The sequence below is a fragment of the Micromonospora sp. B11E3 genome (genome assembly GCF_039871625.1).
GTDB lineage: Bacteria > Actinomycetota > Actinomycetes > Mycobacteriales > Micromonosporaceae > Micromonospora.
Window position 1 is genome coordinate 15,633 of record NZ_JBDPMC010000001.1, and the last position, 13,212, is coordinate 28,844.

General features: G+C 75.2%; 8 protein-coding genes. 3 read left to right on the forward strand and 5 right to left on the reverse strand.

Going from position 1 to position 13,212, the window contains the following annotated elements; genetic code table 11:
- Positions 1-6 precede the first annotated feature (6 nt).
- Entirely contained in the window at positions 7-1,995 is a 1,989-nt protein-coding gene (locus tag ABGB16_RS00080; protein WP_347665842.1) for an acetoacetate--CoA ligase, read from the reverse strand.
- Positions 1,996-2,167: 172 nt separating this feature from the next.
- Positions 2,168-2,692, reverse strand: a complete 525-nt coding sequence (locus tag ABGB16_RS00085; protein ID WP_347665843.1) for a hotdog domain-containing protein — start codon at positions 2,690-2,692, stop codon at positions 2,168-2,170.
- Positions 2,693-2,715: 23 nt separating this feature from the next.
- Here ABGB16_RS00085 and ABGB16_RS00090 point away from each other — a divergent pair, with 23 nt between their 5' ends.
- Positions 2,716-3,384 (forward strand): hypothetical protein, encoded by a 669-nt coding sequence (locus ABGB16_RS00090; RefSeq protein WP_347665844.1) that lies wholly within the window; start codon positions 2,716-2,718, stop codon positions 3,382-3,384.
- Between the two features lie 52 nt (positions 3,385-3,436).
- Here the strand turns inward: ABGB16_RS00090 and ABGB16_RS00095 are convergent, their stop codons facing one another.
- Positions 3,437-4,600: an acyl-CoA dehydrogenase family protein gene (locus ABGB16_RS00095; RefSeq protein ID WP_347665845.1), complete on the reverse strand. Its 1,164-nt coding sequence runs from the start codon at positions 4,598-4,600 to the stop codon at positions 3,437-3,439.
- A 250-nt stretch (positions 4,601-4,850) separates the two neighbouring features.
- Between ABGB16_RS00095 and ABGB16_RS00100 the strand changes: the two genes are divergently transcribed.
- A complete protein-coding gene (locus ABGB16_RS00100; RefSeq protein ID WP_347665846.1) occupies positions 4,851-6,278 on the forward strand; it encodes a UDP-glucose/GDP-mannose dehydrogenase family protein in 1,428 nt (475 codons plus the stop codon).
- A 188-nt stretch (positions 6,279-6,466) separates the two neighbouring features.
- Positions 6,467-11,410 carry a permease gene (locus tag ABGB16_RS00105; protein WP_347665847.1) on the forward strand — a complete coding sequence of 1,648 codons (4,944 nt, stop codon included), beginning with the start codon at positions 6,467-6,469 and terminating at the stop codon, positions 11,408-11,410.
- Between the two features lie 8 nt (positions 11,411-11,418).
- Here ABGB16_RS00105 and purE read toward each other — a convergent pair whose 3' ends face one another.
- Both purE and ABGB16_RS00115 read right to left on the reverse strand, forming a co-directional pair.
- A complete protein-coding gene (purE, locus tag ABGB16_RS00110) occupies positions 11,419-11,910 on the reverse strand; it encodes a 5-(carboxyamino)imidazole ribonucleotide mutase (RefSeq protein WP_347665848.1) in 492 nt (163 codons plus the stop codon).
- Complete coding sequence (locus ABGB16_RS00115) at positions 11,907-13,067, reverse strand: 5-(carboxyamino)imidazole ribonucleotide synthase (RefSeq protein ID WP_347665849.1); 1,161 nt, start codon at positions 13,065-13,067, stop codon at positions 11,907-11,909. Before ABGB16_RS00115 ends, purE begins: the two co-directional genes overlap by 4 nt.
- Between the last annotated feature and the right edge of the window lie 145 nt (positions 13,068-13,212).

Genomic DNA, 13,212 nt, shown 5'->3' on the forward strand with positions numbered 1-13,212 from the left:
CTCGACTCAGGCCGGGGCTGGGTCGGCCGTGTGGGACCGGCGCTGGGCGAAGGCGGCAAAGGCGGTCAGGGACTCGGGGTTGGCCAGGGCGCCCTTGGCCGCCGCGTCGTCGACCGGGGTGCCGGTGAGGATCTTCTTCACCGGCACCTCCAGCTTCTTGGCCGACAGGGTGCGCGGCACGGCGCGGACCTGGTGGATCTCGTCGGGTACGTGCCGGGGCGACAGCGCCGTACGCAGCTCCCGGCAGATCTTCGCGCGCAGCGCGTCGTCCAGCTCCAGGCCCTCGGCGAGCACCACGAACAGCAGCAGCTCGCCCGCGCCGCCCTCCGCGTCCTCCAGGTGCACCACGACGGAGTCGACGACCTCGTCCAGGCCCTCCACGACCGAGTAGAACTCGGCCGTGCCCAGCCGGACCCCGCCCCGGTTCAGGGTGGCGTCGGAGCGGCCGGTGATCACGCAGCCGCCCCGGGAGTTGACCGTGATCCAGTCGCCGTGCCGCCAGACGCCCGGGTAGACGTCGAAGTACGCCTCCCGGTAGCGCACGCCGTCCGGGTCGTTCCAGAAGCCGACCGGCATGCTCGGCATCGGCGCGGTGATCACCAGCTCGCCGAGCTCGCCGACGACGGGGGTGCCGTCGGCGGAGCGGGCCTCCACCTTCGCGCCGAGCGCCCGGCAGGCGATCTCCCCGGCGTGCACCGGCAGCAGCGGCACGCCGCCCACGAACCCGGTGCAGACGTCCGTGCCGCCGGAGAGCGACTGGAGCTGCACGTGGTCACCGACGGTCTCGTACACCCAGGTGAAGCCCTCGGCGGGCAGCGGCGCGCCGGTCGAGCCGACCCCACGCAGCGCGGACAGGTCGGCGATCTCCCTCGGCACCAGGCCCGCCTTGCGGCAGGCCAGCAGGAACGGCGCGGAGGTGCCGAGGTACGTGGTGCCGGTCTCCTCGGCCAGCCGCCACAACGCGCCCAGGTCGGGGTGGCCCGGGTTGCCGTCGAAGAGCACGATCGCCGCGCCGACCGCCGGCCCGGAGACCAGGAAGTTCCACATCATCCAGCCGGTGGTGGTGAACCAGAAGAACCGGTCGCCGTGGCCGAGGTCGTGGTGCAGGGCGAGCATCTTCAGGTGCTCCAGCAGGATGCCCCCGTGGCCGTGCACGATCGGCTTGGGCAGCCCGGTGGTCCCGGAGGAGTACAGCACGTAGAGCGGGTGGTCGAACGGCACCGGCGCGAACGTCAGCGGCTCGTCGGTCTCGGCGGCCAACTCGTCCCAGGCGATGGCACCCTGGGGCGCGGCGCCTTCCGGGTCGAGGTACGGGATGGCGACGGTGTGCTCCAGCGACGGCAGGGCGGCACGGATGGCGGCCACCTCGCCGCGGCGGTCCACCGGCTTGTCGCCGTACCGGTAGCCGTCGACGGCCACCAGGACCTTCGGCTCGGTCTGCCGCCACCGGTCGGTGACGCTGCGGGTGCCGAACTCCGGGGCGCAGGAGGAGAAGATCGCGCCGAGGCTGGCGGTGGCCAGCAGCAGCACGTACGTCTCCGGGATGTTCGGCGCGTACGCGGCGACCCGGTCGCCGGGGCCGACGCCCAGCCGGCGCAGCCCGGCGGCCACCCGGCGGACCCGCTCGCGCAGCTGCGCCGCGGTCAGCGTCTCGGGCGCGCGGGTCTGGCCGTGGGCGATCACCACCGGGTCGTCGTCGCCCAGCCCCGGCATCCGCAGCACGTTCTCCGCGTAGTTGAGGGTGGTCCCGGGGAACCACCGGGTGCCCGGCATGGCCGGGTCGGTCAGCGTGGCCGTCGGCGGGGTGTGCGCGACGACGCCGAACCAGTCCCAGATCGACCGCCAGAACGCGTCGAGGTCGGTGACCGACCAGCGCCACAGCGCGTCGTAGTCGGGGAAGTCCAGCCCGCGGTGCTCGCCCAGCCAGCGCAGGTAGTCACCGATCCGGGACCGCTCCCGTACGTCCGCCGGCGGCGTCCACAGCACGTCACCCACTGATCCACCCTCCCTGTGGCCCCGCACGACACTGTGCAATCGGGCCGTGGCGCCATCTTGCCCTATCTCGCAGCGCCATTCTCCGCACCAGGTACCGGCGTCGGGGCGTGCCCGCCCCACACCCCGCGCCCCCTGCCTGTGTGGGACACCCGGCGTCGGGCGGGCGCGGGCGTCAGACGGGGCCCGCGCGGTGGGCCTGGATCGCCCGGCGGCGCGCCAGCCGGTGGGCGCGGCGGATCTCCGCCTCCCGGAAGCGGCGCTCGTCCTCCAGCGTCTCGGGCAGCACCGGACGCACCGGGCGCGGCGCGCCGCCGACGTCCACCCCCACGAAGACCAGGTACGCCGTGGCCACCCGGACCGGCTCGTCCTCGGCCGAGTCCCAGCGCTCGGCCACCACCCGGACGCCGACCTCCATCGAGGTGTGCCCGGTCCAGTTGACCTGGGCGTGCGCGTGCACCAGGTCGCCGACCCGGACCGCCTCGGAGAAGACGATCTCGTCGATCGCGGCGGTCACCGCGGTGCCGCCGCTGTGCCGGGCCGCCGCCGCGCCCGCCACGTCGTCGACGAACTTCATCAACACCCCTCCGTGCACGGTCCCGTACAGATTGACGTCGACGGCGGTCATGATCCGGCTGAGCGTCACCCGGGAGTACGACGTGGGCTTGCCTGTCGGGGGCGAGGAGGGGTGATCTGTCATGCCGGAAACGGTACGGTGCGCGGATGCGACATCTCTGGAGCTTCCTCGCCGGGTTGGTGGTGGCGCCCGTCACCTGGGTGCTGGTCACCCTCGGTCAGGACGGGTCGGCGCGCACGATCACCCGCTGGGTGGAGATCGGCACGTTCAACACGGCCAACCTGATCGAGCCGGCCGTCTACCTGGCCGTCGCGGGCATCCTGCTCGGCCTGCTCGGCACCCTGCGTGTCTCGCCGCTCGGCCCACTGGTCGCCGGGCTGCTGCTGGTCGCCCCGTACGTCGGGATGTTCGTCGCGCCGTTCACGGTGCGCGACCGGATCCCGGAGGACTGGAAGGTCCTGGGCGACCCACTGCCGTTGGCCCTGCCGGTGCAGAACGGCACCCTCTTCCTGATCGGCGCGCTGCTGCTGATTGCGACGTTCAGCCGGCAGCGCTGGCGGCGCTGGCCCGGCCCGGCGGCCGAGCCCGCGACGGTGCCGGCCGACCGGCCGGACGACGTCGGCCTGCCGCTCACCGACTGGCCGCCGGCCGGTGGCGGCGGCCAGGACCGGGACACCGCCCCGCTCACCCTCGGCTACCCGGACCCGACCCCGACCGAGCCGCTGCCCCGCCGTACGGGTGGGGAGTCGCCGTGGTCCCAGCCGCCGCGTCCGCCGGGCGGGTCGGACGACGCGACCACCACCGAGATCAAGTGAGCGACGGCGGGCGGGCCGGCCTCCGACCCGCCCGCCGTTCGGCGGGTCCCCGTCAGCCGCGCAGCAGCTGGCGGGCCATCACGATGCGCTGGACCTGGTTGGTGCCCTCGTAGATCTGGGTGATCTTGGCGTCCCGCATCATCCGCTCGACCGGGTAGTCCTTGGTGTAGCCGTAGCCACCGAGCAACTGCACCGCGTCCGTGGTGATCTCCATGGCCGCGTCGGAGGCGAAGCACTTGGCCGCGGCGCCGAAGTACGTCAGGTCGGCGTCGCCCCGCTCCGACTTGCCGGCGGCGGCGTACGTGAGCTGGCGGGCCGCCTCCAGCTTCATGCCCATGTCGGCGAGCATGAACTGGACGCCCTGGAACTCGGCCACGGGCTTGCCGAACTGCCTGCGCTCCTGGACGTACCCCCTGGCGTAGTCGAGCGCGCCCTGAGCGACGCCGACAGCCTGCGCGGCGATGGTGACCCGGGTGTGGTCCAGGGTCCGCATCGCGGTCGCGAAGCCGGTCCCCTCGGCGCCGATCATCCGGTCCGCCGGGGTCCGGACGTTGTCGAGATAGACCTCCCGGGTCGGCGAGCCCTTGATGCCGAGCTTCTTCTCCGGGGCGCCGAAGCTGACGCCCGGGTCGGACTTCTCGACCACGAACGCCGAGATGCCCCTGGACCGGGCTGTGGGGTCCGTCACGGCGAAGACGGTGTAGTACTCCGAGACACCCGCGTTGGTGATCCACCGCTTGACGCCGTTGAGCACCCAGTGATCGCCGTCACGGACCGCCCGGGTGGTCATCGAGGCGGCGTCGCTGCCCGCCTCCGGCTCCGACAGGCAGTACGAGAACATCGCGTCGCCGCTGGCGACCGGGGTCAGGTAGCGGCGCTTGAGCTCCTCGGAGCCGGCCAGCAGCAGCGGCATGGTGCCGAGCTTGTTGACCGCCGGGATCAGCGAGGACGCGGTGCAGGCCCGGGCCACCTCCTCGATCACGATGGCCGTGGCCAGGGCGTCCGCCCCCGCGCCGCCGTACTCGACGGGGATGTGCGGGGCGTGGAAGTCGGCCGACCGCAGCGCGTCGTACGACGACTTCGGGAACTCACCGGTCTCGTCCGCCTCGGCGGCGTGCGGGGCCACCTTCGCCGCACAGACCTCACGGACCGCCTCCCGGACCGCCTCGTGCTCCTCGGGTAACCGGTAGACGTCGAACGGCTGTTCTGCGGCCATGTCGGCCCCTCCCCTTCACCGCTATCATGCGCAGTCTGGAGCGTCTCGGAACCGCCGGCCGCGCAGACCTGAAGGATAGCGACCATGGCTCGGGAGATCCTTACCGCCGCGTAGGCTCGGCATGATAGGGCGGCGGCACGGTTCGACGCCCGCAAAGCGACAGAATTCCCCTTCGGTGTCCGGCCCGGCCCGGCGCCGCGGCCGAACGCGACGCAACGAAGCGCCGCCAACGCGAGCGGAGAAGACAGGCGTGACGATCCCGTACCCGAACACCCAACCGATGCCGGCCATCGCCGCGGTCACGCCGCCCTCGGGCGCGGCCCGACCCCGGGTCACCTTCCTCGGCACCGGGTACCTCGGTGCGACGTACGCCATCTGCTACGCCGAGCTGGGCTACGAGGTGCTCGGCTTCGACGTCGACGCGGACAAGATCGCCAAGCTGAACGCCGGCGAGGTCCCGATCCACGAGCCCGGCCTGGACGAGCTGCTGCGGCGCAACCTGTCGGCCGGTCGGCTGCGCTTCAGCACCGACATCGCCGAGGTCGCCGAGTTCGGCGACGTGCACTTCATCTGCGTCGGCACCCCCCAGCGGGCCGACGGGATGGGCGCCGACCTGTCGTACGTCGAGGCCGCGGTGACCAGCCTCGCCCAGCACCTGACCCGCAAGTGCCTGATCGTCGGCAAGTCGACCGTCCCGGTCGGCACCGCCGAGTGGGTGGAGCAGCTCGTCAGCAAGCACAGCCCGACCGACCTGGGCGTGGAGGTGGCCTGGAGCCCCGAGTTCCTCCAGGAGGGCTTCGCGGTCGACGACGTGCTGCGCCCCAACCGGATCGTGGTCGGCGTCAAGAGCGAGTGGGCCAACGGCATGCTCTACGCCGCCCACAAGGGCGTCTTCGACCTCGCCGCCACGGAGGACCGCGAGGTTCCGCTGGTGGTCACCGACTTCGCCACCGCCGAGCTGGTCAAGGTCGCCGCGAACGCCTTCCTGGCCACCAAGATCTCCTTCATCAACGCCATGGCCGAGGTCTGCGAGGCCGCCGGCGGCGACGTCACCCAGCTGGCCCGGGCCATCGGGTACGACCCCCGCATCGGCAACCGGTTCCTCCAGGCCGGCCTCGGCTTCGGTGGCGCCTGCCTGCCGAAGGACATCCGCGCCTTCCAGGCCCGGGCGCAGGAACTGGGCGCGGGCGAGGCGCTGCGCTTCCTGCACGAGGTCGACCTGATCAACCAGCGCCGCCGGGCCCGGGTCGTCCAGCTCGCCGCCGAACTCCTCGGCCGCCGCTCCGGGCCGGCGGGGCCGGACCTCTCCGGCACCCGGATCGCCGTGCTCGGCGCCACCTTCAAGCCCAACACCGACGACGTACGCGACGCCCCGGCGCTCGCCGTCGCCGGGCTGCTCGGCAAGGCCGGCGCGGACGTGCACGTGTTCGACCCGGAGGGCACCGAGAACGCCCGCCGGGTGGCCCCCGAGCTGACGTACGAGCCGAGCATGGCCGACGCGGTGACCGGCGCCGACCTGGTCTGCGTGCTCACCGAGTGGGCGGACTTCCGCAACGCCGACCCGGTCGCCCTCGGCGAGCTGGTCGCCGGCCGCCGCGTGGTCGACGGCCGCAACTGCCTCGACTCCACACTGTGGACGCAGGCGGGCTGGGAGTACCGGGGCATGGGACGTCCCTGACCCTGGTCGACACCGGCGCGGCCGGTCGCGGAGTTCCTCCGCGGCCGGCCGCGCGCCCTTTTCTGGGCCGCCGTGCGCCGCCGGGCTGCTTTTCGTTCCCGCCGAACCGCCGACAGGTGTCGAAATCCGCGCCGGCTCGCGGCATGCTGCGACAGTGGAAGTCCACAGTGCGCGGGTGGAGGGGTGTCGTGCAGAGCTTTGAGTGCTCCTCGTGCGGGCGGGAGATCAAGCCGGCCGCGCGCTGCCCGCACTGCGGGGCGGAGCAGCCCGAGTGGGCCGCGCACGTGGCGGACATCGAGCGCTCGATCGCGGAGATGAAGGCCCGCGAGGCGGCCATCCTCGCCGAGCAGCGGCAGATCGCCGCCAAGATGCAGGCCGCGCTCTTCCAGCGGGACATCCTGACGCACGCGGGTGAGGAGCGGGCCCGGCAGGCCGCCCGTCCCCGTCGCGTGCTGCGCCGCCGGCCCGGCCGCCGGCCGTCGGACGTTACGGCCGGCGAGCCGCCCCGGGTGCCCCGGCAGGGCACCCCGGCGTCCGGGCCGGGGGAGCCGCCCGAGCACCCGCCGTCGACACCCCGCTGGCTGGACGCCGACAACCCGGAGCACCCGCCGGAGGCGTCCTCCCGGGAGGTGCAGAACATCCCCCTCGGGCTGGGTGCGCTGCTGCTCGGTGTGGCCGCGGTGGTGTTCGCCGCGGTGGCCACCAGCTCGATGGACGCCCTGACCCGGCTGGGCATCCTGATTGTCGCGACCGTGCTGCTGCTGCTCGCCCCGCCCGTGCTGGCCCGCCGCGGGCTGACCTCGACCGCCGAGACGGTCTCCGCCGTCGGCCTGCTGCTGGTGCCGCTGGCCGGGTACGCGCTGTGGGCCGTGGAGCGGATCGGCGGGGGCGTCTCCGGGGCCGTCTTCGCTGGGATCATCTTCGCGGCCACCGCCGCCGTCGGGTACGGCTACGCCCTCTGGACGGGGCTGCGGGCGCCCCGGTTCGCCGTGGTGCTGGCCGCGCAGCCGGTGCTGCCCCTGCTGGCGTACGACCTGGTCACCGGCCCGGCCGGCTGGGCGCTGGTGCTGGCCGTGGTCGCCGTGGTCGATTTGGGGCTGGCCCGCTCCGCGGTGACCGTGGAGCGGCCGGTGCGCCGGGACCTGCCGGCCGCTCCGCCGGCGACCGCCCCGCCGCCCCGCCGCCCCACCGAGGACGACCAGCCCGCCGAGGACGACCGCCCCGCCGAGATCGGCCGCCCGGAGGGCGCGCCGGAGGAGTCCGGCGAGGTGCTGGGCCCCGCCGGCGAGGAGCCGGCCGGCGGCCGGGCGGCCCTGCCGGTGCCGGCGCTGCGGGAGCTGACCTGGCTGCTGCACGGGGCGGCGGTGGCGCTGGCCCTCGCGTACGCGGTGACCGCGCTGCTGCGCGCCGACACGGTGCCGGCCGCCGCCGCGGCTGGCACCGTACTGCTGCTCGCCGCGCTGGTGGGGCTGGCCGGCGCGCTCGTGCTGCGTCGGCCGCCGCTGCCCGACGTGGCGGCCGGCATCGTCACCCTCGCGGTGATCGGTGCGCTGGGTCGCGTCGCCTCGGTGGCCTTCCCCGGCCGGGCGCTGCTGCTGATCGCGGCCGTCATCACGCTCACGGGGCTGGCCGTACGGGCCGTGCCGGAGGCGGCCCGGCGCGGGCCGCAGCTCGCCTCGGCGGCGGCGTTGACGGTCGCCGGGCTGGTCGTGGCCGGCGGCGCGCTGCGCGCCGGGATCGCCCCGGTCCGGGCCGCCACGCCGGCCTGGTCGGCGGACCTCGACCGGTACCCGGCCGTGCTGGCCGACGCGGTCGGCCCGGCCGCCTGGCAGCTCGCCGCCAGCGCCCTGCTGCTCGCCGTCGCCGCGGTGCTCGCCCTCCCGCCGGAGATCCGCCGCGAGTTCGCGGTGGCCGGGGCGGCGCTCACCGCGCTCGCCGTCCCCGCGTCGTTCGGCCTGGGTTGGGCGGTGGCGCCGTGGCCGATGGTGCTGACCGCGATCGGCATCGGGGTGGCCGGCCTCACCGCGCCTACGGTGCGGGCGGCCACCGCGCACGCGGTCGCCGCCGCCGTGGTGGGACTGCTCGGCGCGGGCGCCGGGCTCGCCCGGCCGGCGCTGACCGCCGCCGTGCTCCTCGCCCTCTTCGTGGCCGGCGCGTTGATCGCGGTGGCCCCCCGGGTCCGGATCATGCCGGCCGCGGCGGAGGTCGTCTCCTCGTGGGCGGCCGGCGGAGCCGCGTTCGCGCTGCCCGGCTCGGTCGCCGCGTTCGTCGCCGCGACGGTGCCGGCCGGTCCGGCACCGACCCCGGCGAGCCTGCGCGAGGTCACCGTGCCGGTGCTGGCCGCGACGTTCCTGGCGGTCTGCGTCACCCTGGGGTACGCCGCGCTGGTGCAGGTCTCGCAGCGGCACATCCCGGTGCCGCTGGCGGTGGGCACCGGGCTCGGCGCGCTGGTGGTGACCGCCGCCGCGTTCGGCGCGCCGGGGGCCACCGTCGCGGACGCCTGGGTGGGCGCGCTGTTGCTCGTGGCGGGCGTGCTGCTGTTCCTGGCCCCGTCGATCGACGCGGGACGCCGCTCCGACCTGGCGCTGGACGGCTCCGACCTGGCCGCCGCCGCGGTCACCGCGGCGCTGATCGCCACCCTGCTCCGGATCGCGGCGGTACTCGCCCCCGGCGGGCAGCTCGTGGTGGCCGCCGCCCTGGTGGCGGTGGTCGCCGTCGCCGCCCGCGCGCTGCCGGAGGAGTGGCGGCGCGGGCCGATCCTCGGGCTGGTCGTCGGCGGCACCCTGATCGGCCTGCTGGCAGGGTGGAGCGCGCTGCGCGGCGGTTGGGGCGTGCTGGCCACGCCGGGCCCCATCTGGGCCGGCGACCTGACCGGCTGGCCGGCCGCGCCGACCGGCGGGTCCGCCTGGCAGGCGCCGGTCGCCCTGGCCCTGCTGGGCATCGCCGCCGGGGTGCTCCTGCCGTTCCCCTGGCGGTATCACGTGTCCGGCGTCGCCGCCGTCCTCGCCACGATCGGCGCGCCCGCCGCCTTCGACCTTCCGTGGTGGTCGCCGGTGCTGGTCGGGGCGGCGGTCGCCACGGTCTTCGGAGTCGCGGCCGCGGCCTCGGTCGACCCGCGCGCCGGGCTGTCCCGGGTCACCGTGGCCGGGGCCGTCGCCCTGCACGCGGCCGGCGCCGGGCTGGTCCGCCCATGGACGACGGCGCTGGCGCTGGGCAGCGTCGTGCTCATCGGCGCGACCGTGGCGGCCCTGGCCCGGGAGTCCGGCGCGCGGATGGTGGAAGACGTCGAGGCCGACGGGCTGCCGCCGCACCTGGCGCAGCTCGGCGGCATCGCCGCCGGGGCGGCGCTGCTGGCCCTGCCCGGTGCGGTGGCCGCCCTGGCCGTCGAGTTCGGCCGGTCGCCCCAGGTGGTGCTGACCGCCGCGTTGGCCGCGTCCAGCCTCGGCCTCGCCGCGATCGCCGCGGTCCGCCGGCAGGTACCGCAGTATCTGCCGTACGCCAGCGCGGCCGTGGTGGGCGGCGCGACGGTGAGCGCGGTCGCCGCCATCGTCGTGGGCCTGCCCTCCGGGGTGTACGCGGCCGCCGCCGCGCTGCTCGGGGTCCTCGCCGAGCTGATCCGTGGCGCCACCGTGCCGCCCAGCGGGGCGGCGCAGCCGGTGCGCCGGTGGTCGATCCTGCTCGACGGGGCTCTGCGCCAGCTGCCCGACGACGGCACGGCGCGGCGCTGGCGGGTCAGCCCGGCGGCCGGGGCGCTGGCCGCCGCCGCCGTGCCGACGGCCCTGGCCCTCGCCTCGCTCGCCCCCGCGTTGAAGGTGGCCCTCCTCGACCCGTACCGGTCGCTGAGCCGGGTCTGGGACGGGCCTGCGCCGGAGCTGCGCATCCCGCCCGCCGACGCGGTCGACCCCACGCACGTGTTGACGGCCCTGCTCCTCACGGTGACCGCGGCGCTCGCCGCGACCGGGTTCAGCGGCGGCCAGCGGTCCCGGGCCGTGCCGATCGTGCTGCCCGGCGCCGCGGTCACCCTGCTGATCACCCCCACCGCCCTCGGCCAGGGCTGGCCGGAGAGCGTGCTGGCCGCCCTGTCGGTGTTCACGATCTCGATGCTCGGCCTGGCGCTCACCCCGCCCCCGCCGCTGGCGGAGCGGGCCCAGTCGCTGCGCACCGCCCGGATACTGGTCTTCGTCATCGGGCTGGCCGGGGGCGGAGCCGGCCTGCTCGGCAGCCTCGCCACGCGGGAGCTGACCCTGTTCGCCCTGGGCGGCGCGGTCGGCGTGGGCACGGTCGCCGCGCTGTACGGCACCACGCAGCGTGCCCGCATCCTGGGGTGGCTCTTCGCCTCGCTGATGGCGCAGCTGTTCGTGCTGGTCGCCGCACTGGTGGCCGGGCTGGACGCCGTCTGGTCCGCGTTCGGGGTGCTGGCGGTGGGGGCGGCCCTGCAGGTCTTCGCGGCGACCCTGCCCCGGCTGCGCCGCCCCGAGGCACAGCGCGAGGCGGCCACGGTCGAGTGGAGTGGGTACGCCGCCGCGCTGATCGCCCTGGCGCTGGCCTTCGACTCGCCCCGGCACATCGCGGCGCTGCTCGCCGCCTGGGGCGCGGTGCTCGGGCTGGCCGCCACCCGGCCGGGTCGACGGCCCGTCGAGCGCCGCATCCTGTTCTGGGCCGTGGTGGGCTGCGAGATCGTCGCGTGGTGGATCCTGATGCGGGTCGCCGACGTGGCGCTGCCCGAGGCGTACACGCTGCCGTTCGCGGCGCTGGCCCTGCTGGTCGGGGTGCTGGAGCTGCGGCACCGGCCGGACCTGTCGAGCTGGGTGGCGTACGGGCCGGCGCTGGTCGCCGCGTTCGTGCCGACCCTGGCGATCGTGCTGGCCACCGACACCAGCATGCTGCGGCAGGTGCTGCTGCTGCTCGGCGCGGTGGCGGTGCTCATCTTCGGCACCACCAGTCAGCAGCAGGCCCCGGTGATCGTCGGCGCGGCGGTGACCGCGATCACGGCCGTGCACGCCCTGTTCAGCCTCGGTCCGTGGCTGGCGCTGATCCCGGTCGGGCTGGTGCTGCTGGTGCTCGGCGCGAGCAACGAACGCCGCCGCCGGGCCCAGGAACGCCTCCAGACGGCCCTGCGCGGAATGAGATGAAAGGAGGGTCAGCCGAGGGAGGCGTGCAGGGCGGCTTCCTTCTCGGCGACCAGCTTCTCCAGGCTCTCCTGGTACGCGACCATCCGGGCGCGCAGGTGCTCGTCGGCGGCGGCCAGGATGCGCACGGCCAGTAGCCCGGCGTTGCGGGCGTTGCCGATCGACACCGTGGCCACCGGCACGCCGGCGGGCATCTGCACGATCGACAGCAGCGAGTCCATCCCGTCGAGGTGCTTCAGCGGCACCGGCACGCCGATCACCGGGAGCGGGGTGACCGAGGCGACCATGCCGGGCAGGTGGGCGGCGCCGCCGGCCCCCGCGATGATCACCTTGAGGCCACGGTCGGCGGCCGTACGGCCGTACTCGATCATCTTGCCGGGCGTGCGGTGGGCCGAGACCACCCCGACCTCGTACGCGACCCCGAACTCGTCCAGCGCCTCGCCGGCGGCCTTCATCGTCGGCCAGTCGGAGTCGCTGCCCATGATCAGCCCGACCGTGGTCATGAACGTCCCTCCCGAAGCCAGCGGGCGGCCCGCGCGGCCCGCGCCCGTACGTCGTCCAGGTCGTCGCCCAGCACCGTCACGTGCCCGATCTTGCGGCCGGGGCGCACCTGCTTGCCGTACAGGTGGACCTTGGCACCCGGCTCGGCCGCGAAGAGGTGGTGCAGTCGTTCGTCGATCGACATCCCGCCCGGCTCGCCGCCGAGCACGTTGGCCATCACCACCACCGGGGCGGCCAGCGAGGTGTCCCCCATCGGGTAGTCGAGCACCGCCCGCAGGTGCTGCTCGAACTGGGAGGTCCGGGCCCCCTCGATCGTCCAGTGCCCGGAGTTGTGCGGCCGCATGGCCAGCTCGTTCACGACCAGCCCGTCGGGGGTCTCGAACAGTTCCACGGCGAGCAGGCCCACCACGCCGAGGGCGGTGGCCAGGTCGATGGCGAGCTGTTGCGCGGCGACCGCCCGCTCCTCGGGCAGGCCGGGCGCCGGGGCGAGCACCTCGACGCAGATGCCCTCGACCTGCACGGTCTCGACGACCGGGTACGCCGCCACCTGACCGAACGGCGAACGGGCCACCTGCACCGCCAACTCGCGGCGCAACGCCACCCGCTCCTCGACGATCAGCCGGGTCCCCCCGGCGAGCAGGGCGGCGGCCAGCTCGGCGGCCTGAGCCGCGTCGGCGACCATCCAGACGCCCCGCCCGTCGTAGCCGCCCCGCGCCGCCTTGAGCACCACCGGCCAGCCGTGCGCCTCGCCGAAGGCGACCAGGTCGGCGGGCTCGGCGACGCGCCGCCACGCCGGATTCGGCGCGCCCAGCTCGCCGAGCCGCTCCCGCATGACCTGCTTGTCCTGGGCGTGCAGCAGCGCGTCGGCCGGCGGGAACAGCTTCACCCCCTCGGCGGCGAGCGTGCGGACGTGCTCGTTCGGCACGTGTTCGTGGTCGAACGTGACCACGTCACAGCCCTTGGCGAAGGTGCGCAGGGCGGCGAGGTCGGTGTGGTCGCCGTACTGGACGTCGGCGGCGACCAGGGCCGCACCGTCGTCCGGGGACTGCGCGAGCACACGCAGCGACTGACCGAGGGCGATCACGGCCTGGTGGGTCATCCGGGCAAGCTGCCCGCCCCCCACCATGCCGACAACAGGCAGACCGGTTCGCGTATCCATCTCGACGCCAGCCTAGCCGCGGGCCCCGGCCGCGCCCGGCCGAGGTCGGCGTATCGGTGGTTGCGGTCACGGGGAGCCGCGCGTGCCCGGCTCCCGACGTGGTCGGCGCGCGCCGGCGCGGGGTGCCGGCACCTGGACGCCGGCC

Excerpts from the sequence above, each read along its gene's own strand:
- ABGB16_RS00085 (WP_347665843.1), bottom strand. The coding sequence starts at position 2,692 with ATGACAGATCACCCCTCCTCGCCCCCGACAGGCAAGCCCACGTCGTAC.
- ABGB16_RS00090 (WP_347665844.1), top strand. The coding sequence starts at position 2,716 with ATGCGACATCTCTGGAGCTTCCTCGCCGGGTTGGTGGTGGCGCCCGTC.
- ABGB16_RS00095 (WP_347665845.1), bottom strand. The coding sequence starts at position 4,600 with ATGGCCGCAGAACAGCCGTTCGACGTCTACCGGTTACCCGAGGAGCAC.
- purE (WP_347665848.1), bottom strand. The coding sequence starts at position 11,910 with ATGACCACGGTCGGGCTGATCATGGGCAGCGACTCCGACTGGCCGACG.
- ABGB16_RS00115 (WP_347665849.1), bottom strand. The coding sequence starts at position 13,067 with ATGGATACGCGAACCGGTCTGCCTGTTGTCGGCATGGTGGGGGGCGGG.